This window comes from Micromonospora sp. NPDC047740 (assembly GCF_043204735.1).
Taxonomy (GTDB): Bacteria; Actinomycetota; Actinomycetes; order Mycobacteriales; family Micromonosporaceae; genus Micromonospora.
On record NZ_JBIDCT010000013.1, the window covers coordinates 223,916 to 244,665 of the forward strand.

10 protein-coding genes are annotated in these 20,750 nt (G+C 75.1%); 1 reads left to right on the top strand and 9 read right to left on the bottom strand.

Features of this window, described 5'->3' with window-relative positions; all coding sequences use genetic code 11:
* Positions 1-9: 9 nt before the first annotated feature.
* Positions 10-1,995, bottom strand: coding sequence for a condensation domain-containing protein (locus tag ACGF4F_RS24560; protein ID WP_393080545.1), 1,986 nt, complete (start codon positions 1,993-1,995; stop codon positions 10-12).
* A gap of 88 nt (positions 1,996-2,083) precedes the next feature.
* Between ACGF4F_RS24560 and ACGF4F_RS24565 the strand changes: the two genes are divergently transcribed.
* Positions 2,084-2,806, top strand: a complete 723-nt coding sequence (locus ACGF4F_RS24565; RefSeq protein ID WP_393080548.1) for a class I SAM-dependent methyltransferase — start codon at positions 2,084-2,086, stop codon at positions 2,804-2,806.
* 53 nt (positions 2,807-2,859) lie between these two features.
* On the opposite strand, the gene ACGF4F_RS24570 is transcribed toward ACGF4F_RS24565, so the two are convergent.
* Genes ACGF4F_RS24570 through ACGF4F_RS24605 form a run of 8 tightly spaced genes read right to left on the bottom strand, consistent with a single transcriptional unit; the run spans position 2,860 to position 20,605 of the window.
* The gene (locus ACGF4F_RS24570) at positions 2,860-4,005 is read right to left on the bottom strand and encodes a class I SAM-dependent methyltransferase (RefSeq protein WP_393080551.1); all 1,146 of its coding nucleotides are present in this window, start codon (positions 4,003-4,005) and stop codon (positions 2,860-2,862) included.
* Positions 4,002-5,357: a class I SAM-dependent methyltransferase gene (locus tag ACGF4F_RS24575; RefSeq protein WP_393080554.1), complete on the bottom strand. Its 1,356-nt coding sequence runs from the start codon at positions 5,355-5,357 to the stop codon at positions 4,002-4,004. Before ACGF4F_RS24575 ends, ACGF4F_RS24570 begins: the two co-directional genes overlap by 4 nt.
* Positions 5,347-6,762, bottom strand: coding sequence for an ABC transporter ATP-binding protein (locus tag ACGF4F_RS24580; protein WP_393080557.1), 1,416 nt, complete (start codon positions 6,760-6,762; stop codon positions 5,347-5,349). The genes ACGF4F_RS24575 and ACGF4F_RS24580 overlap by 11 nt, the downstream gene beginning before the upstream one ends.
* Positions 6,759-7,580 carry an ABC transporter permease subunit gene (locus ACGF4F_RS24585; protein ID WP_393080560.1) on the bottom strand — a complete coding sequence of 274 codons (822 nt, stop codon included), beginning with the start codon at positions 7,578-7,580 and terminating at the stop codon, positions 6,759-6,761. Before ACGF4F_RS24585 ends, ACGF4F_RS24580 begins: the two co-directional genes overlap by 4 nt.
* A complete protein-coding gene (locus ACGF4F_RS24590; protein WP_393080563.1) occupies positions 7,577-8,500 on the bottom strand; it encodes an ABC transporter permease subunit in 924 nt (307 codons plus the stop codon). Before ACGF4F_RS24590 ends, ACGF4F_RS24585 begins: the two co-directional genes overlap by 4 nt.
* On the bottom strand, positions 8,497-10,023 hold the full coding sequence (locus ACGF4F_RS24595) for an ABC transporter substrate-binding protein (protein ID WP_393080566.1): 1,527 nt from the start codon (positions 10,021-10,023) through the stop codon (positions 8,497-8,499). Before ACGF4F_RS24595 ends, ACGF4F_RS24590 begins: the two co-directional genes overlap by 4 nt.
* A gap of 8 nt (positions 10,024-10,031) precedes the next feature.
* Positions 10,032-16,625 (bottom strand): SDR family NAD(P)-dependent oxidoreductase, encoded by a 6,594-nt coding sequence (locus ACGF4F_RS24600; protein ID WP_393080569.1) that lies wholly within the window; start codon positions 16,623-16,625, stop codon positions 10,032-10,034.
* Positions 16,622-20,605: an amino acid adenylation domain-containing protein gene (locus ACGF4F_RS24605; RefSeq protein ID WP_393080572.1), complete on the bottom strand. Its 3,984-nt coding sequence runs from the start codon at positions 20,603-20,605 to the stop codon at positions 16,622-16,624. The genes ACGF4F_RS24600 and ACGF4F_RS24605 overlap by 4 nt, the downstream gene beginning before the upstream one ends.
* Positions 20,606-20,750: the final 145 nt, after the last annotated feature.

The following is a 20,750-nucleotide window of genomic DNA, read 5'->3' on the forward strand; positions in this document are numbered from 1 at the left end:
GTGCTCCCTCTACTGGGTCGGGGTGGGGCGAGCGGCGGCGGCGAGGCCGGCAACGGTGGGCGCGGCGAGGAAGTCCCGTACGGTGGCGCCCATGAGGCCGTCGCGGGCGAGCCGGGCGAGGGCGCGCACGGCGAGCAGGGAGTCACCGCCGAGGGCGAAGAAGTCGGTGGTGCGGTCGGTGACCGCGACGCCGAGCAGGTCGGCGAAGACGGCGGCGATCTGTTCCTCGACGCGATCGCGGGGTGGGCCGGGCTCGTCGTCGCCAGCCTGCGGTGCCTCGTCGAGCAGCCCGAGGCGTAGGCCACCGGCGAGCGGGTCGGGGTCCGGCGTGGCAGGTAGCGGCACAACCTCATGCCAGGCGTCGGTGTCGGCGAGGGCGGCGGCCTGGTCGACGAACTCGGCGAACGCTCGGTCGACCTGCTCGGCGGACAGGATCTCGGCGACGGTGCTGAACACCAGTACGAGTTCGTCGTCCAGTTCGAACAGGCGCGCTTCGAGGGCCACCTGCGGGGTACGCAGCTGGTGGTGGTGGTCGGCGGCGTTCACCTCGCCGAGCGGGCCCGCGTGCCGGGGCGCCCGTTCGCCCATCGCTGCGTCCATGCCGATGGTGCTGAGGAACACCACCGGGGCGACCGGTCGGTGGGTGCCCCGCAGGCGGGCGAGGTCGCGGGCGATTTCGACACCCGAGACGAGGTTGTGGGCCGTGTGCTCGGCGAACCGGCGCTGGGTCTGCCCGGCCAGTTCGGCGAAGCTGGCGCCGGGTGGCAGGTCGACCGGCAGCAGCATGGTGGAGGCGAACGCGCCGACGAGGCGGTGCACGTCGGGGTGCAGCGGAAGCCGGTTGAGCTGCAACGTGTTCAGGAGCAGCCGGTGGTGCCCGGCCCAGCGGGCCAGCACCGTGGCGTAGACGGTGAGCAGGGCGACGGACGGTGTGACGCCCTGCTCGGCGCACCGCTGCCGCAGCGCCGTCCAGACGGCTGCCGGCAGCCGGGCCTCCCGGTTCGCCATCACCTGAGGCGTCGCCTCGGCGGGGTCGCGGGTCAGCGGTAGCGCTGGCGCCGGCGGCCAGCTCGGCAGTTGCGCCCGCCACCACTCTCGGTCGGCTCGCCACCCGGTGGTGGCGGGAAGTTGCTCGAGGGCGTTGACGTAGTCGCCGAAGTCGACGTCGAGGGCGGGCAGGGTGGCGTTGACGTCGGCGGCGAGGGTGAGCAGCTCGCGGGTGAGCACGTTGGACGACCAGCCGTCGAGCAGTAGCAGACTCAGCGACAGGTGCAGCCGGCCCCGGCCGGCGGGCAGCAGGCTCAGCCGCACGTCGACGCCGGGCCCGCGGGTGGGATCGGGGCCGCGGGTGCTCATCTCGCGGCGCAGCACCTCCAGCCGAGTGTCGGGGTGCGGATCGTCGCGCAGGTCGAGCACGTGCAGCGGCGGAACCGCGCCGGGATGCTCGAGGGGCAGCACGTGCTGGTGGCCTTCCGGGGTGACCCGGGCCCGCAGGGTGGGCTGGTGGGCGGCCAGGCGCTGCAGCGCGTCGCGCAGCGCCTCCGGTGCCTCGTCGGGGTCGACGTCGGTCAGGGCGAGGTCGAGGTAGTAGTGCGCGGAGTCGTAGGACAGTTCCCAGCCGTCCTGCTGGCCGACGAAGTAGCCCTGCTGCAGCGGCAGCAGCGGGAACGGCGCTGCCGGGTCGGCGCGGCGGTGCAGGTCTACGGGTAGGGGCCGGTCGCCGGTGGTGGTGCCGGCGGCGCGGCTGGCGACCAGGGCGGCCAGTTCGGTGAGTGTGGTGTCGACGCGTACGTCGGACAGGGCGAGCTGCACGCCGAGTCGCCGACGTACCAGCGCGGACATCCGTACGGCCAGCACGGAGTCGCCGCCCAGACGCAGGAAGCTGACGTCACGGGGTAGCGCGTCGGGGTCGATGCCGAGCAGTTCGGCCCAGATGCCGGCCAGCACGGTGGTCTGGTCGTGCTCGGTGGGGGCGGCGGTCGAGGTGAGGGTCATGGGCGGCGCAGCCTCCAGCGGTGATGGCCGGCGTGTCACCACGGCAGCCTAGTCGAAAATGAGAACGGTTTCCACTAACCTAGGCGGCATGGAAGATGGGTACGAAGCCTCTGGGGAGTTCATCGACGTCCTGAGTGGACCGGCGTGGCAGGTGCTCCGCGACCCGGTGCGGGCGGCGCTGCGCGGGGTCGAACCCGAGCACGGGCCGGTGCTCGACGTCGGCGCCGGCACCGGCCTCGGTACGCAGATACTGGCCGGCGCCTGCCCCGCCGCGGCGGTGCTGGCCGTGGAGCCGTCGCCGGTCCTGCGGGCGGTGCTGCTGTCCCGCGTGGCCGCCGACGCGGACCTGCGCGAGCGGGTCACCGTGCTGGCCGGCGACGCGCTCGGCGCGCCACTACCCGAGCGGCTCGGCGCGGTGCTCGCGGCCAACATGATCGGGCACCTGCCCCCGCAGGACCGGCGCGAATTCTGGCATCGGGTCGCCGCACGCCTGGCGCCCGGCGCGCCCCTGGTGGTCAACCTGCAGCCGCCGGCCGAGCCGGCGGTGGTCGGGTTCACCACCTTCGGCGCGGTGCGCATCGGCCGGCACACCTATGAGGGCGGCGGCGCCGCCGAGCCGGCCGGGCCCGACACGGTGACCTGGCGGATGCGCTACCGAGTGCTCGACGGCGACGTTGTGCTGCGGGAACATACGGTCGATTACCCCTGGCACGTACTGTCGGAGCACGACCTGAGGGCCGAGTTGGCCGAGGCGGGGCTGCGTGCCGAGGTCGGTCCCATGGATGTGGTCCGTGCCGTACGCGTCGGGTGAGGCAGCGGGATCGCGACGGCCGGTGGCCGCAGCGGCAGGACGTCCGGGGCGGCTCACCGGGCTGCCAGGAAGACGTGCTGGCCGAGGGCGCTCAGCGGATCGTCGGGGTGCGGCAGGTCCAGCACGGCGGTGAACCCGGTGGCGGACAGTTGCGCCAGCCACTGGGTGCGGGTGAGGAAGATCCGATCAGTGCCGGCGCGTAGGTCGCCGCTTCCGGCAGCCGGGGTGCCCGGGCGGGCGGACATGAGGAACTGCATCGATGTGGCGATCTGGTAGTGCTCGCGGCAGGATTCGATGAGCAGCAGGTGCCCGCCGGGTGTCAGCAGTGTGCGCAGCCCCGCCAGTAGCCGGGTCACGTCGACGGCGTTGTGCGCGACGTTGGCGGCGACGATGACATCCTGCGAGCCGGCGGGTAGCTGGTCGGTGGGGTGGCGGTTGATGTCGAACAGCCCGTAGGTGAGGAAGTCGTAGGCGGCGAACCGGTCCCGGGCGGTGTCGAGGAAGAACCGGGACACGTCGGTGAAGTGGTAGGTCACCGGCTGCCCGGCCAGCGTGGGCAGCACGTCGGTGGTGGTGCCGCCGATGCCGGCGCCGAGTTCCAGGATTCGCAGCGGCTGTGCCCCGTGCTGCCGGCTGGCCAGCGCGGCGAGGGCGGCGGCGGTGACCGCGTTGAGGTAGCCGTTGATGACGTTGTCCTTGTAGGCGGCCTCGGCGGTGGCCAGGTCGTCGTCGGCGAACAGCAGCGCCTGCAGGGGGACCTCGTCGCGTAGCAGTTGCGGCAGGTGCGCCGCGGTGGTGGTGAAGAACCGGGTCATCGCGGCCGGGTAGCCCAGGCCGGCGCGGGCGGCGTCGAGGTCGCGGGCGGTGGCGGCCAGATCATCGTGGGTGGCCGGGCGTAGTCCGTGGTAGCGGCCGGGGCTGGCGTCGTGACGCAGCCAGCCCTCGGTGGTGAGCACGGCCAGCCAGCGGCGCAGGATCCACCGGTGCCGCGGGGCGACGCGCAGCAGGTCACCGACCTCGTCCGCGGTGCGCGCCACACATGCCCGGAAGGCGCCGCCAGCGTGCAGCGTGGCCGCCATGGCCACCAGCGCCGCCTCGTCGAGCCGGCGCATGAACCCCGGCAACGCCGCCCGGTTCACCCCGGCCATGGCCTGCTCGCCGGCCCGCGTCGCCCGCTGCCGGATCAACTCGACGCTCATCCGGCGGTCCGGCCCAGGTCGACGCGGACGGGGGTGCCGGCGGCTGCGGGCAGGCGGCGGCGCAGGGTGCGGCGGGCCTCCTCGGTCAGGCGTCGGCGCACGAACGCGGGCAGCGGCTCGTGGGCCTGCCGGTCGCCGCCGGCAAGGGCAGCGGCCGGAACCGGAGCAGCGTCGGCTGGTGCGACCAGTTCCAGCAGCGTGGGGTCGCGCGGGTCCAGCAGCACCGCCCCGCGGTCGCCTACCACGTCGTACAGCGCGTGCGCGGTGACCGCGTCCGGGGCGTCCGGGTGCAGCAGCGCGTTGGGGATGCCGTGCACGTGGACAGGCCCGTCGGCCAGCAGCTTCCGCACCACGTCGAGGCGGTCGGGTACCGGCAGGTCAGCCCACCGCACGGCGGGCGGCCGCGACGCCGGGGCCGCGGCGTCGACGTGCAGCACGGTGTCGAAGCGGTACCGGGTCAGTTCGGTGTCGGCCCGCATCGTCTTGGCGTACACGCCGACATGGACGGCCCGGCCGGTGCCGCCGGTGGCGGCGGCGATGGTGGCCGGGTCGACGAGCAGCTCCTCCTCCCGGGCCGCGCGGGCCGTCGCCCGCGCGGCCACGGTGGCGTCGTCGGCGTCCGGGTCGGCGGCGCGTTCGGCCCACCGGCAGAAGTGCTCGTGCAGCCCGGCGTGGCGCACGTCGCCGACGACCACGGTGCCGCCCGGGGCGACGAGGTCGATGGCGGTGGCCACGACATGGGTCAGGTAGGCGACGGTGGGGAAGCATTGGGTGACCGAGTTGAGCACGACGCAGTCCGGCCGCCCCTCGGGGAAGCCCAGCTCGTGCAGGGCCCGTCGTACGGGCGCTCCGGCCAGCTCGTGGGCGGCGGCGCGCAGCACCCGCACGGTGGGTGGCGCGGCCGCGGCCAGGGTGGCTACGGCGTGTTCGGCGACGTCGGTGCCGACGTATCCGGTCAGGTGCGGGTGCAGGCGGTGCATCAGCAGCCCGGTGCCGCAGCCGAGTTCGAGCACATGACGGGCTCCGGTGCCACGGATGAGCGCGACGGTCCGATCGACCCATTCGGTCATGTGGTCGGTGGGCAGCGGCTTGCCGGTGTCGGTGGCTCGCCAGCCGGACAGATCCAGGTCGTCGGCGTGGCGGCCGTGCGCGCCGGCGTACGTCGCCTCGTACAGCTCGCTCCAGTGGTCGAGGAACTCGACGACCAGCGCGCCGGGATGGGCGCCGACGGCCAGCGCGGCGGGTTCCGGTGCGATCCGCAGGCCCGCCTCGTCGGGGTACGCGTCGGCGATCCACGGGTGTGCGGCCAGCACAGCAGCGGCCTCGCTGGTGGTGAGCGGGTCAACGGGCATGGGCAGGGTCCTCCGAGGTGAGGTCGTTGTCGTGCAGGAGCAGGACGCGGTCGGCGTGGGCGGCGACCGCCGGGTCGTGGCTGGCCGTGAGCACCGCCAGCCCGCCGGCGCGCAGCCGGTCGAGCAGGTCCAGGACACCGGCTGCGGTGCCGGCGTCGAGCGCGGCGGTGATCTCGTCGGCCAGCAGCAGCCGCGGTCCGGCCGCCAGGGCGCGGGCGAGCGCGACGCGTTGCCGCTGCCCGCCGGACAGCTCGTGGGGGCGGCGTGCGGCGATGTCCGGGGCCAGGCCGACCTGGGTCAGCAGCCGCGCGATGTGAGTGTCGGGGGCGTCGACGCCGGCCAGGGTGCGTAGCGGGCGGGCCAGTGTGGCACCGACGCGGTGGGCGGGGTTGAGCGCGTCGGCCGGGTGCTGGCCGACCAGTTGGACGGCCCGCAGCAGCGGCTGGGTTCGGCGGCGGACCGGCCAGGGCAGGTCCGTGTCGCCGAGCCGGGCGTGCCCGGCGTCGACCGGGTGCAGCCCCGCCAGGGCCCGCAGCAGGGTGCTCTTTCCGCCGCCGGACGGTCCGCGCACCGAGACGAACTCGCCGGCGGCCACCTGGAAGTCGACCTCGCGCAGCAGGGCGGCGCCGCCGGGCGGCTGCGACACCGTCAGGTCGCGGACGCTCAGCAGCGGTGTGGCCCCAGGCTCCGGCCGCGGCACCGATCCAGTCCTTGCGGGCGCCAGCGGTGTGCCGATCTGCACGACGCGGTCGGCGAGAGCGGCCACGACGGCGGCGTCGTGCGACACGAGCAGGGTGACACAGCGGGGATCGCCACGCCGGACGCGGACCGCGGCGGCCACGAACTGCATGGCCGCCTCGTCCAGAGCGCTGGTCGGCTCGTCGAGGACCAGCAGATCGGGTTCGGCGGCTACCGCCCGGGCGACGGCGACGCGCTGGGCCTGTCCGCCGGAGAGCTGGTGGGCACGACGGTCGGCGTACCTGGCCGGGGCGAGGCCGACCGCGGCGAGCGCTGCCCGGCTGGATGCGGCATCGGCGCCGCTTTCGGCGATCAGCGCGGCGGCGCGCCGCAACGGGTGCAGCGCCTGGGCGGGATCCTGGCCGACCACCCCGACGCGGCGACGCCGCCACCGGCGGGCCGCCGCGCCGGGCGCGACGAGTGTGCCCTGCCAGCGCACCTGACCCGCCGCGCGTCGCAGCGGCGGCGCCAGCGCGTCGAGCACGGCCGACAGCAGGACCGTCTTGCCCGCGCCGGACGGGCCGACCAGCGCCACGACCTCACCCGGCGCGGCGTGCAGGTCGACCGGGCCGATCACAGTGCGGCCGTCAGCGTCCACGACGTGCAGGCCGGTGACGGACAGCCCGCCGGCCACCGCCGCGTCTGATGTAGAGCCGTTGCCGGTCATGCCGGCCGTCCGCGGGTGCGGCCGGCGAGCTGACCAGCGACCGTGACGAGCAGGGACACCACGGCCAGCGCGGCCGCGGGCGCGGCCAGCGCAGCGGGGTTGAGCGCGGCGCCGGTGAGGTTCTCCCGGATCATGGCGGCCCAGTCCGGCGCAGGTGGCGCCGGCCCCAGACCCAGCAGACTCAGCGCGGCGGCCAGTTGCAGGGCGACGACGAACCGGGCGGCCAGGTCTGCGCGGACCAGCCCGGCCAGCGCGGGCAGCACCTCCCGCGCCAGGATCACCGGGTCGGACTCGCCGCGGCCGAGAGCGGCCTCGACGTACCCGGTGTGCCGCACCGCGGTGACGGTGTCGGCGACCACCCGCAGGGTCAACGGGGTGCCCCCGCACACCGTGCCGGCGACCACCGCTGCCGGGCCCGGCAGCGCGACGGCGAGGACCATCGCGATCAGCAGCAGCGGCACCGCCAGCAGCAGGTCCATGCTGGCGGTCAGCAGCCGGGAGACCCGGCTGCGGTGCCAGCCGACGACCAGGCCGCCGGCCACCCCGAGCGTGCTGGCGGTGACCGCCGCCGCAGCGGCGGTCACCGTCAGATACCGGCCGCCGGCGAGCACCCTCGACAGCACGTCGCGGCCGAGGGCGTCGGTGCCCCACACGGCGTCGGGGCCCGGCGGCGTCCACGGGGCACCAACCGGAGCGGTGGGATCGTGGGGAGCCAGGATGCCGCCCGCCACCGCCAGCAGACCGACGATCGTTACGGCCGCGACCCCGGTCCAGGCGCCATGCCGGACGCGGGAGAGCCACGCAGCGGGGCCGGTCATGCCGGTGAACGCCGCGCGTCGGTGGCGGCGGCGAGCAGGTCGGCGAGGAACAGACCGGCGAGCACGACCGCGGCGGCGAGCATCGCCACCGCCTGCACCACCGGGGTGTCCCGGTTGGCCACGGCCCCGGTGAGCAGCTCACCGAGCCCGGCGTAGCCGAACAGGGTCTCCACCACCGCGGTCGACGCGACCAGACCACCGGCGACCACCGCGACGACCCGCGCGGCCGGGGCCAGCAGCATCGGGCCGACGTAGAGAACAGCGACGCGCCACCGGGGCAGCCCGCGCAGGTGCGCGTCGCGCACGTACGGCCGGGCGGCGGCGTCCGCGACGACGCCGTGCAGCAGGGCTGCCCCGTACGCCGCCGACGGCAGCGCCAGGCTGAGCACGGGCAGCGCCAGCGCCCGCAGGTCGGCGGGGGTGCCGCCGGGCGGCAGCAGCGACACCGGCGGCAGCCAGGCCAGCATCCCGGCGAACACGGCGGTCAGGCCGGCGGCGACCACCACCTGCGGCACCGCCGCCACGGCGGTGACCGCGGCTGCGGCGATCCGGCCGATCCGCGACGGCGTGCCGGCGACCCAGGCCAGCGCCAGCATCGCCGGCACGGCCGCCGCCAGGGCGGCGGCAGCCAGGGTGGCGGTGGCCGGCAGCCGCTGGCCGACCAGGTCGGCCACCGGCCGGTCGGACAGCAGCGACACACCGGCGTCACCGCGCAGCAGCCCGCCGACCCAGTCCAGGTACCGCTGCCAGGCCGGGGCGTCCAGGCCGGTGCGGGTACGGAGTTCGGCCAGCTGCGCGGCGGTGGCCCGCCCGGCGGTGCGGGCGTCCGCGGCGTCGCCGGGCAGGGCCTCGGTGGCGGCGTACACCAGCACCGAGACCCCGACCAGCAGCAGCGGCGCCCGCACCAGCCGGCGGATCATCCGCCGACCCGAACCTGGTCGATGAACAGCCGGGCGAACCCCGGACCGGTGGGCAGGCCCTGCACACCCTTGCGGGTCAGGTCCAGGCCGTCGCCGGTGCCCCACACGACGTAGCCGCCCTCGTCGCGGACCTGCCGTTGCAGCTCACCCAGGGCCCGGTTGCGGGCGGCCTCGTCGGGGTTGGCCAGGGCGGCGTTCAGGGCGGTGTCGAACGCCGGCCGCTTCCAGGCCGTCTCGTTGGTGGGGGAGGTGGACAGCAGCGCCACCCGGGCCACGTCGAAGAAGGGGATGCCGCCGAAGTAGCCGGTGTAGAAGTCCTGCTTGGCCCACACGTTGGTGAAGTAGGTGTCCGGCGGGTTCAGCTTCACCTGCGCGGTGATACCGGCCTCGGCCAGTTGACGGGCGAACAGGGTGGCGGAGGTGTCCATGCCCGGGTAGGAGGTGGTGGTGTGCAGCGTGACCGTCAGGCCGTTGCCGTATCCGGCTTCGGCCAGCAGCTGCTTGGCCCGGGCGACGTCGCGCTGGCGCGAGGCCAGCCCGGTCGGGGCGGACGGGTCGGCCGGGGCGAGCACGTCGTCGCCGACCTGCCCGTAGCCGAGGAACGCCGCCTGCACCAGCGCCGGCCGGTCGGCGGCCAGCTTGACCGCCTCGCGTACCCGGGGGTCGTTGAAGGGCTTGCGGTCGGTGCGCATCACGAACGGGTACATGGTCACCGCCGGGCGGCGCACCAGCGTCAGATCGGCGCGGCCTTCGGCCTGCTTCGCCGCCGTCGGGGCGATGCTGGCGGCCACGTCGGCCTGCCCGGACAGCACGGCCTGCGCGCGGGCCTGCGGGTCGGCCACGGCGCGAACCTCGATCCGCCGCAGCGGCGGGGTGGGCCCCCACCACCGGTCGTGGCGTTCCAGCACCGCGGTCTGCGCGTCGCTGCTGATCAGCCGGAACGGCCCGGACCCGGGCACCGGGGTGGTGAAGTCGTCGCTGCCCTCGGGCACCACGAACGTCACCGACTCCAGGGCGCGGGGTACGTCGGCGAACGGCTGCCGGCTGACGATCTCGACGGTGTGCTCGTCGACGACCCGTGAGGCGGCCAGGTCGAACGCGGCGAGCCGGCCGTAGTTCTCGGTGGCCTTGCGTTCGATGCGCCGCAGCGAGTACAGCACGTCCGCGGCGCGCACCGGCCGGCCGTCGCTGAACACGGCGGTGCGGCGCAGGGCGAACCGCCATCTGGTCAGGGTCTTGTCGGGCTGCCAGGTTTCGGCCAGCCGCGGCTGGGTGCGGCCGTCGGGTCCCTGGCCGGTGAGCACGTCGTAGGTCAGGGCGAAGCGCAGCGCGTCGGACTCGTTGGCCAGCCCGCCGTGGGGGTCGTTGCTGGCCGTGGCGGGCGAGCCGATCGACACGTAGCGCAGCGTGTCGCCGGAGGTCGTCGTGGCCGGCGCGGCGGTGCCGCCGCAGCCGGCCATGGTGGCCAGCAGCGCGAGGACGGTCAGGACGCCGGCATGCCGGCGACGTAGAGGAGTTGCCATGATCACCTTCAGGATCGGATGTCGTTGTTCGTGGACAGGTGCGGGTGAAGTGCTTCGTTGATCGCGTCGGCGACGGCGGCGACCGCGGGTCGGCGCAGCACCGAGTAGTGGTGGGCGTCGACGCCGACGACGCGCAGCGGACCGGTCAGATGCCGGGTCCAGCCGAGGCCGGCTTCGCCGCGTGGGGTGTCGTCGACGCCCATGCCGATGCCGGAGTTGCGCGGCGCCGGCTGCGCCGCGCGTACCAGCAGGGTGGTGGTGCCGGCAGTGTCGAGACGGGAAGGCCCGTGGGCGGCCAGGGCCCGCAGGTGACGGTCGAGGACCGCCAGCCGGTCCCGGACCTGCTCGCCGCGGCCGAGCAGGCGGTGGGCGCGTAGCTGCCGTTCGGCGTGGCCGTATCGGTTGTCCTCGGTGGCGGCGGCCAGCCGGTCCCGCAGGCCGGGCCGGGTGCTGTCCAGGTCGATGCCGAGATAGGCCTCCAGCGCGCCGAGGTGGCGGACGACCAGGTCGGCCTGCACCTGCGGCGGCGTGCCGGAAATCGGGCGGATGTAGGTCGGGTCGTTGGAATCCACCATGACCAGCAGCGGCACCGGGATGCCGTCGGCGTGGGCCTGGCGGGCCATCTCCTGAGCGACGCTGCCGCCCATCGACCAGCCGCCGATCAGGTACGGCCCGGCCGGCTGCACCCGCCGCACCACGGCCAGGTACAGCGCGGCGAGGTCGGCGATGGTGTCCGGCGCTGCCGCGCCGACCAGGGCCGGGTCGGTCAGCGCCACCACGTTCACCCGCTCGTCGAGCAGCCGGGCCAGCTCGGTGTAGCACAGGATGTCCCCGCCGGACGGGTGCATCAGGAACAGCGTGTGCGCGCCGGTGCCGGCACGGATCGGCAGCGCGACGTCCGGCAGCTCGACCGGCGCCGGCCGGTACGCGGCTGGCTGAGGCGCCGGCGTGCGGGAGCCGGCGGCCGGCTGGTCGGTCCAGGCGTCCGCGTCGTCGGCCAGGCGGGTCAGCGCGGTGGTGTAGGCGTCGAACGCCGCCTGGACCTGGTCGGGGTCGAGGACCGGTTCGAGGGCGTCCCACTGCAGCCACAGCTCGCCGCCCTGTTCGAGGACCTGATGGTCGAGCAGGGTCTGCGGGGTCTGGCTGACCCCGTACACCTGCCGGCCGGCCCACTGCAGGTCGTGGTCCTCGCCGATCATGTCGGCCACACCGAGGGCGCTGGTGAACACCACCGGCACCGACGCGAGCTGTCCTCCGGCGGCGGAGCGTTCGGCCAGGGCGTCCAGCGCGGAGAACTCGCGGTGGTCCAGGTCGGCGAACAGCCGCTGCTGCGCTGCGGCGGCCCGCTCGTCGAACGGCGCCGGTGCGCGCCGGTCCACCTCGTGCACGATCAGGGAGGTGAAGTCACCGACGACCGCACCCGCGCCGGGCAGGTCGTCCGGCCGGTCGAACAGGGTGAGCATGAGGCTGAACCGGTCATTGCCGGACCACTCCTGCAGGGCATCGGCGTAGGCGGCCAGCAACACCGCGTTCGGAGTGAGCCGGTGCTGCGCGGCCTGCCGTTGCAGCGCCCGCCACCGGGTCGGGGACAGCCGCGCGGTCCGGCGCACGAACCGGGCGGCGGTGTGCTCGGCTACCGGCAGGGCCGGCGCCGGTGGAAGGCCGGGCAGCCGCTGCCGCCAGTACGCGGCGGCCTTTGTCGCGGCCGGGCCGGCGCGGCGGGCCTCGAGCGCCGCCACACAGGCGGCGGGGTGCACCACTGGTGCCGGCAGCGGGGCGTGCGGGTCGGTGTAGAAGGCGTGCAGCTCCCGGTCGATCAGCCACCAGCTCGACGCGTCGCAGATCAGCACGTCGACGCCGATGAACAGCCGGACCTGCCCGTCGGGCAGGCGGGCGGCCTGCACGGTGAACAGCGGCCACGTCTCCGGTGGGCCAGGCCGGGTGGAGATCCGCTCGCGCAGCGTGGCCAGCCGGCGCTGCCGGTACTCATCGTTGGGGCCGGTCAGGTCGTGGACTCGGATGCGGTAGGCGGGCAGGTGGTCGAGGACGCGCATGCGGCCCTGGGTGGTGACGACGGCCCGCAGCATCGGGTGCCGGTCGATTACCTGCCGCCACGCCTGCTGGTAGCGGTCGAGGTCAAGGTTCGGGCAGTCGTACTCCAGGTAGAAGTGGCAGGGCCGGTCGCCCCACCGGTAGCCGCCGGCGCGGCCGACCCAGTAGGCATGCTGCACCCGGGTCAGCGGGAACGTGCCCTCCGCATCGACGCCCGATGGACCAGCCGGCGACGGCAGCGCTGCCGCTGCGGGTTCGGCTGCCGGGACACCGGCGGCCGGCTTCAGCAGCGCGGCCAGTCCAGCGACGGTCGGGTGGTCGAGCAGGTCACGCAGGCGCAGGTCGACACCGAACCGGTCGCGCAGCTCGGCGAGCATCCGCGTCGCCAGCAGGGAGTGGCCGCCGAGGGCGAAGAAGTCGGCCGTCGGGCTGTCGACCGGGCTGCCCGTCAACCGCGCCCACACGTCGGCGACCGCGCGTTCGACCGCCGTCAGCGCAGATTCCGCCGACGCGACCGATGCGACCGGCGCGGCCTGCGCGCCGGCCCGGGCCGCATCGGCCATCGCCGTGACCAGGTCGCGGTGGGACACCACCACCACTGGTGGTGCGGTGATCGCGCCGCGGAGCCGGTCGAGGGCGGCGAGGCCGCCAGCGGCGTCCAGCGTGCTCGTCAGCGTGACGGCGGCGTCTTCGCCGTGGGCGCTGGTGCGCCAGCCGTCCCACGCCACCGCCAGCCACCGGGTCCGTCCGGTGGCGGCGGTGTGGGCGAACGCTTCCATGGCGGCGTTGGCCGCCGCGTACGGGCCGGTGCCGACGCCGCCGAGCATGGTGGCCGCAGAGGACATCAGCAGCACCAGCCCGGGGCGCCGCTCGTCCGGCAGCGCGGCTACGGCGTCGCGCAGGACGCCTGCGCCGGTCAGCTTGGGCGCGAGGTGCCGGGTGATGTCGGCGGGTGCGGTGTCGCGCAGCATCACCCACCGGTCGTCGCCGGCTGCCGCGGCGGCGTGCACCAGCAGCGCCAGCGGCCCTCGGTCGGACAGCTCCGCGAGCAGGGCGGCGGTGGCGGCCGCGTCGGTGACGTCGAGCCGGCGCACCGTGACGTCGGCGCCGCCGTCGCGCAGCGCGGTCAGCGCCCGGCCTCGGTCGCTGTCCGGCGGCGGTTCGCCGTGCCGGGAGGTGAGCACCACGCGGTGGCCGGCGCCGGCGAGGTGACCGGCGATGGTCAGGCCGACCTCGCCGAGCCCGCCGACGATCACCGCGGTCGCTGCGGCGGCTTCGGAGAAGTTCCCGGCTGTTGGGCGCCACGACACAACGGTGCGCCGCCAGCGTTGCTCGCCGCGGACAGCCACCTCGACGCCCGACCCGGTACCGTCGGCGAGACCCGCCACCTCGGCGACCACGTGGACCGCGACCGTCTCGGTGCTGTCGTCGCCGCTGATGTCGATGGTGCGCCACCGCAGCCCGCGCCGCTCCTGGGCGATGACGCGGGGCAGCACGCGGGCCGCGGCGCCGCCGGGATCCGGCCGTTCAGCCGGCAGGACCGCGACGGCGTTGCGGGTGACCTGGACGAGCAGCGGGACCGGGGCTGCGGCGAGCTGGCCGGCCAGCGTGGCGGCCCGGTCCACCTCGGCCGCCGCGGAACCGGTGCCGGCGCCCGCACCGGCATCGGCATCGGCGACGTCCTCGGCGACCGGCGCGCCGGGTAGGACGATCAGTCCGGCCCACGCCGGCTCCTTTTGGGCCGCGAAGTCACTGTCGGCGTCGCAGGTGCGGGCCGCGCCACCGGCGGCGCGGACAGCATCGACGACCGCCCGGGCGAGCCGCTGGTCGACGCCGGGCACGACGAGCCAGTTACCGGGCAGCCGCGGCGCGGCTGGCGCCGGGGGCTGTTGGTGCCAGACCGGCACGAGCAGCGGCTCGTCGGTGTCGGGCCGGCCGGCACCGGCGATGCTGCTGGTGTCCACCGGGTCGATCCACAGGCGCCGGCGTTGGAAGGCGTACCCGGGCGCGGTGACCCGGTGGCGGCCCGGCAGGTGCAGGGCGGCGAGGTCGACCGGGGTGCCGTGGCACCACAGGCCGCCGACCGCCTCCCGCAGGGTGACCGCGTCGGTGCCCGGCTCGTCGGCGGGCAGCGTCGCGAACGCGTCGCGCAGGGCGGTCAACCCGTGCCGTCGGGCGAGGGTCACCAGCGCGGCACCCGGCCCGGCCTGCACCAGCACGGCCGGTGTGTCGCCGACGGCGGCACGGAGCGCCTCGGAGAACCTGACCGGTTGGCGCAGCTGCCGCACCCAGTAGCCGGGGTCGGTCAGCTCGGCGTCGGCGAGGGCACCGGTGACGGTCGACGCGTACTCGATGCGTGGCTGGCGCGGGCGGACCGTGTCGGCCGCCGCACGCAGCGCCGGCAGGGCCGGCTCGACCAGCCGGGAGTGCAGCCCGGCGGACACCCGCAGCCGGGTCACCGCGATGCCGTCGGCCTGCAGCGCCTCCTCCAGCGCCTGCAGTGGCGCCGCCGGGCCGGCTACGACGCACGCGTCCGGCGCGTTGACCACCGCGAGGTCGAGCGCCGGGTGCCCGGCGAGCAGCCCCGTCACCTCGTGGGCGGGCAGCGGCACCGCCAGCATCGCCCCGCCACCGGCCGACCGGGCCACGTGCGTGCACCGCACGGCGACCAGGCGGGCGGCCTCAGGCAGGCTCAACACCCCCGCGGCGACGGCGGCAGCGTATTCGCCGACGCTGTGGCCCAGCACCACGTCCGGTCGCACACCCCAGCTGTCGAGCAGTCGGGCGGTGGCGACGGAGACGGCGAACAGCGCCGGCAACCCGAACGCGGCGTCGGCCAGCCGTGCCGGATCGGTGGCCGGGTGCAGCGCCGCGCGTACGTCGGCGTCGAGCTCGCCGGCGAGCAGGTCGGCGCAGGTGTCGATGGCGGCGGCGAAGACGGGTTCCTGCTCGTAGAGCTGCCCACCCATGCCGGCGAACGCGCTGCCGGCGCCGGGGAAGGCGAACACCAGCCGGGGTGGCCGCGTCGCGGCGGGCACCGGCGCCGGCATCCGCCGCCGGTGCCCGACGGCCGCCACGCCGGCCACCCGGTGCGGGCCGTGCGCGCGGCCCACCTGCAGCGTGTACGCGACGTCGGCCAGCCGTTCGTCGGCCGGCACCGCGGCCAGCGCGTCCCTCGCGGCGGCGGCCGCCTGCGGGGTGTGGCCGGATGCGACGAGCAGCTGCGGCCGCGCGTCCGGGGTGGACGGTGGCTGCTGGGGTGCCGGGCCGAGCACCAGATGGCAGTTGGTGCCGCCGATGCCGAAGGAGCTGACCCCGGCGTACGGCGCGGCCGACCACGGCCGGGTCTCGGTGACGACGTCGAACGGGGAGCCGTCCAGGCCGAGCAGGTCGTTGACCGGCTTGGCGTGCAGCGATTCCGGCACGATCCCGTGACGACGGGCCAGCACGGTCTTGATGAACGACGCGATGCCGGCGGCGGAGTTGGCGTGGCCGATGTTGCCCTTCACCGAGCCGAGCCCGCACCAGGCCGGCCCGTCGGCGCCGAAAACCCGCCGTAGCGCCTCCACCTCGACGGGGTCGCCGAGCCGGGTGGCGGTGCCGTGCGCCTCCACGTAACCGACCTGGCGTGGCTCGACACCGGCGACCGCGAGGGCCTCGGCCACGACGCGGGCCTGCCCGCGCACCGACGGGGCGGTGAAGCCGGCCTTGTCCGCGCCGTCGTTGTTGACCGCGCTGCCGTGCAGCACCGCGAGCACCGGGTCGCCGTCGGCGAGAGCGTCGGCCAGCCGCCGCAGCACCACCACACCGACGCCCTGGCTGTAGACGATGCCGGAGCCGCGGGCGGAGAACGGGCGGACCCGCCCGTCGGCGGAGAAGATCCCGTCCGGGACGTGCCGGTAGCCGCGGCCCTGCGGCACGATCAGCGACACCCCGCCGGCGAGCGCGGTGTCGCACTCCTCGGCCAGCAGCGACTGCGCGGCCAGGTGCACCGCGACCAGGGAGGTGGAGCAGGTGGTGTTGACCGCGATCGCCGGCCCGGTCAGGTTGAGCCGGTACGCGACCTGCAGCGGCAGGTAGTCGGTGTGGGTGCTGATCGCGGTCTGCAGGCTGCCGCCCGGGTCGGCGCCGCCGCCCGTGGGGTCCCATCGGCCGGCGAGGTTGCTGGTCAGGTACGCGCTGTGCGCCGCGCCGGCGAACACGGCGACCGCACCGGCGTCGCGGCCCCCGCCGTGCCCGGCCTGCTCCAGGGCCTGCCAGCAGCACTCCAGGAACAGCCGCTGCTGCGGGTCGAGCAGCGCGGCCTCGGCGTCGGTGAGCCCGAACGGCGCCGGGTCGAACAGCTCTTGCCCCTCGATCAGCCCACCGACCGGCACGTAACCCGGGTCCCGGCGCAGCCGTCGCGGCACACCGCGTTCGGCCAGCTCTTCGTCGGTGAACCGGGTCAGCCCTTCGCGGCCGTCGACGAGCAGCCGCCAGAAGGCGTCGACGTCGGCCGCGCCGGGAAACCGGCAGGACGCGGCGGTGACGGCGATCTGCCCGCCGGTCATCGGGCGGCCTTCGCCGCGACGGCCCGAGCCTGCCGCCGGCCTGCCGGCCGCGGCGCTACGACGGGCGGCTGCGGCGGTTCGCCGGCAGGGGAGTGGGTGCTGGCCTCCAGGGGACCGGTGGCGGCGACCAACGCGGGAAGGTCCTGGCTTCCGGCGGCGGTGGGTGCGCCGACGGACCGTCGGGCGGTGAGGTGACGTGCCAGGTCGCGCACCGTGGGATGGGTGAACAGGTCGACCACCGCCAGGTCGCCGTCGACCTCGGCGGCCAGCGTGCGGTGGGCGCGAACGAGGGTCAGCGAGGTGGCGCCGAGCCGGAAGAATGGGGTGGTGACGTCGACCGGCGTGCCCAGCAGGTCGCTGAGCACGGCGGCGATGCCTCGCTCCAGCTCCGGGTCCGGCAGATCGGCAATCCCGGGGGCGACCGCGGAGGCGGACGCCGCGAGCGACGGCTCCATCGCCGTGTCGTCGATGGCCGGCGGCGCCGAACGGGCGGTGACGGTGAGCTCGAGCAGCGCGTCGTCGGTCAGGCGGGGAGTCATCTCGTACCCGTCGGCGAGGGGCAGCGGGCCGACGGCCGCCAGGGCGGCCGCCGCCGCCAGGGCTGCGGCGGGGTCGAGGCGTCCCGGGTGCACGGTGACGCGCAGCTGTAGACCCAGGCGCACGGCATGCTGCAGCAACGCCGGCAACCGGTCGGCGGCAGGCTGCGGCGCACGTGGAGTCTCAGCGGCCCCGGCCGGGCCGGTCGCGACGGCAGCAGGCGGGGACGGAGCAGTCTCGTACGGGTTCGGCAGGGCGGCGTGGTCGACCTTGCCGTTCTCGGTCACCGGCAGCGCGGCCAGGCGGACGAACCGGCTCGGCAGCATGTAGTCCGGCAGGCTGGCCCGCAGCCGGGCCACCAGCTCCTCATCGCCGGGCGCGGTGTTCGGATCGGCGGCCGCGACGTAGACGACCAGGCGGGGACGGCCATCCGGGCTGGGCACGGAGCGGGCCACGCACTGCCGCACGCCGGGTGCCCGGTCGAGCACGGATTCGATCTCGCCCAGCTCGATGCGGTGACCGCGGATCTTGACCTGCCGGTCGACCCGGCCGAGGAACTCGATGGTGCCGTCGGGCCGCCACCGGCCGAGGTCGCCGGTGCGGTAGACGCGGCGGCGCAGCACCGGGTGGGTGGAGAAGCGGTGTGCGGTCTGTTCCGGGTCGCCGATGTAGCCGCGGGCCACTCCGTCACCGCCGATGTACAGCTCCCCGGCCTGCCCGACGGGGCATGGCCGGCCGCTGTCGTCGAGGATGTGGAACGACTGGCCGCGCAGTGCGCGCCCGTACGGGATGCTCGGCCAGGACGGGTCGACCTGCCCGATCGGGTAGCAGATCGACCAGATCGAGCCTTCGGTGGCGCCGCCGAGGCTGACCACCTGCGCCCCGGGGGCCAGGGCCCGCAGCCGGTCGGGCAGGGTGACCGGGATCCAGTCACCGGACAGCAGCACCAGCCGCAGCGCCGACAGCGCGGCCCTGGCCGCGTCCGGGTCGATCTCGGCGTACTCGACGAGCATCTCCAGCAGCGCCGGGGCGGTGTTCCACACGGTGACCCGGTGGCGCTGCATCAGGCCCAGCCAGTGGCCCGGGTCGCGTTGCCGGGCCGGATCCGGCAACACCATCGCCGCGCCGGCGCCGAGGATGGCGAACACGTCGTACACCGACAGGTCGAAGCTCATCGCCGACAGCGCCAGGACCCGGTCGCCGGCGGCCAGCGGGAACCGGTCGGCCAGGTCGTCCAGGGTGGTGCGGGCCTGCCGGTGCTCCACCGCGACGCCCTTGGGTCGCCCCGTCGAGCCGGAGGTGAAGATGGTGTACGCCAGATCGTCCGGTGCCGCCCGGCGGCGGTCGGACCCGTCGACCTGCGGCGCCGGCAGGGTGCCGTCCGGCTGCAGTTGGTGCACCCGCACCTCCTGCGGCCACGTCGGCGCCGGGTCGCCGACCACCAGGGCGTGCCGGATGCCGGCCTGGCTACATACCGAGGCGATGCGGGGCGCCGGCCAGGTCGGCTCCACCGGGACGTAGCCGGCGCCGCTGGTCGTGACACCGAGGATGGCGGCGACCTGTGCGGCTCCCTTGGGTGCCGCCACCGCCACCAGATCGCCGGGCCCGATACCCAGGCTGGTCAGCGCTGCGGCGGTGCGCCCGGCGCGCGCCGCAAGGTCGCCGTGCGTCACCGGGTCACCGTCGCCGATCAGCGCGACCGCGTCCGGCGCCAGCGCGGCGGCTGACCGCAGCGGGTCGTCGATCAGCGGTCCCGCGTCGCCGAACGGTGCACAGTTCAGCGGCTCGTCCGGCAGGAACGACGGGTCCCACCCGAGCGCCGGGTCGGACCAGGCGGCCTCATCGTCGGCGAGACGCCTCAGTAGGCGCAGGTGCGCATCGCGCATCGCGGCGGCGAAGCCGTCGGGCAGGCAGCCGTCGACGGTGTCCCAGGCGATCCGCAGGCGGTCGGCCTCGTCCCACACGATGTGGTCGATGAGCACCTGCGGGGTCTGCGACACCCCGAACACCTCCCGCCCGAGCCAGGCGGTCGGTGCCTCGCCGTCGCCGCCCAGACCCACACCGCTGGTGAACACCACCGGGTAGGCCGGGGTGAGGTCGCCGTCGCGATGCTCGCGCAGCACCTCGACGGCGGAGACGGAGCGGTGGTCCAGGTCCGTCCAGAACCGGCGGTTCACCACGGCGGCGTACGAGCCGAACCCGTCCCATGCGGTGAGGTCGAGGGCCGGGGACTCGCTCAGCACCGTGGTGGTGAAGTCGCCCACGACCGCGTCGAGGTCGGCATCGTCGGGCCGGTCGAACAGCGTGGTGTTCAGGCAGAACGGCGCGGTGGTGCCCCAGCGGTGCAGTACCAGCGCGCATGCGGCCAGCAGCACTGCGGTCGCGGACAGGCCACGGGCCGCAGCGTGGCGCCGCAGGGCCGCCCACTGCTGGTCGGTCAGCTCGGCGGCGTACCGGGTGAAGCGCGGAACGCCGAGGTCGACGGCGGGCCTCGCCCATGGCAGGGCCGGCCCGGGCGGCAGGGCCGGCACCCGCTGCGACCAGTAGGCGTGATCCGTGGACCGCCGCGCCGTCTCAGCCGGATCGCGGTCGCGGCGGGCCAGCGCCGCCGCGAACGTGGTGGACGCCTCCGGCAGGTCCGCGTCGGGATCAGCGGTGAGCTGCCCCCACTCGCGCATCAGCCGCATCCAGCTCGCCATGTCCAGCGCGATGATGTCCATCCCCAGGAACAGGCGAGTCCGCCCGTCCGGCAGCAGCGCCGCCCGCACATCGAACAGCGGCCACACCTCAACGGGCCGTAGCTGGTGAGAGCACTGGTGCCGCAGCCGGGCAAGCTCACCGGCGAGGTCATCGTCGTCGCAGGCGCGCAGGTCGACGACGGCGATGCGGTAGGGCGGCGCCGCGGGCAGGATGTGTTGCCGCGCGTCGGCGTCGACCACCATCCGCAGCATGGGATGACGGGCGATCAGCCGGTTCCACCCCGCTTCCAGCCGCAGCACGTCCAGTTCCGGATCGTCGGCGGGCTGCCGGTCGTACTCGAAGTAGAAGAAGGTCGCGACGCCGCCCAACGGAAAGGACGGATCTCGGCCCACCAGATAGGCGGCCTGGACCGCGGTGAGGGGGAACGCCTCGCGTCCGGGGTCGGCGGAGGCGTTTTCCTGCGCCGGCACGCTTCGGATCGTGTCGGTGGCCTGCAGGCGCGCCGACTCCACCGCGGCCGCGACCGTGCGCGGTGTCGCCCCGTCCAGGAAGACGGTCAGCGGCAGGTCGGCGTCGAGATCCTCGCGCAGCCGGCGCCGCAGCCGCACGGCCGTGAACGACTCCAGGCCCAGCTCGGTGAGCAGCACCTCGGGCTGCACCTGCAGCGGGTCGAGATCGAGCACCTCCGCCAGGCAGGCGCTCACGGCCTCCAGGCACTCGGCTGGCCGGTACGGCTGGGTCATACGTCTCCCTTTCCGGGCGGCTTCGGGCAAGCATTAGAACACGAAAACGAAAACTATTTCCAGTAGCGGCATCGGCGAGGCCACAAGGGGGCGATGAGAGTGCGCTGCCCAACCGGAATCGAAGAGGAGGTGAACGGCGAGTCCG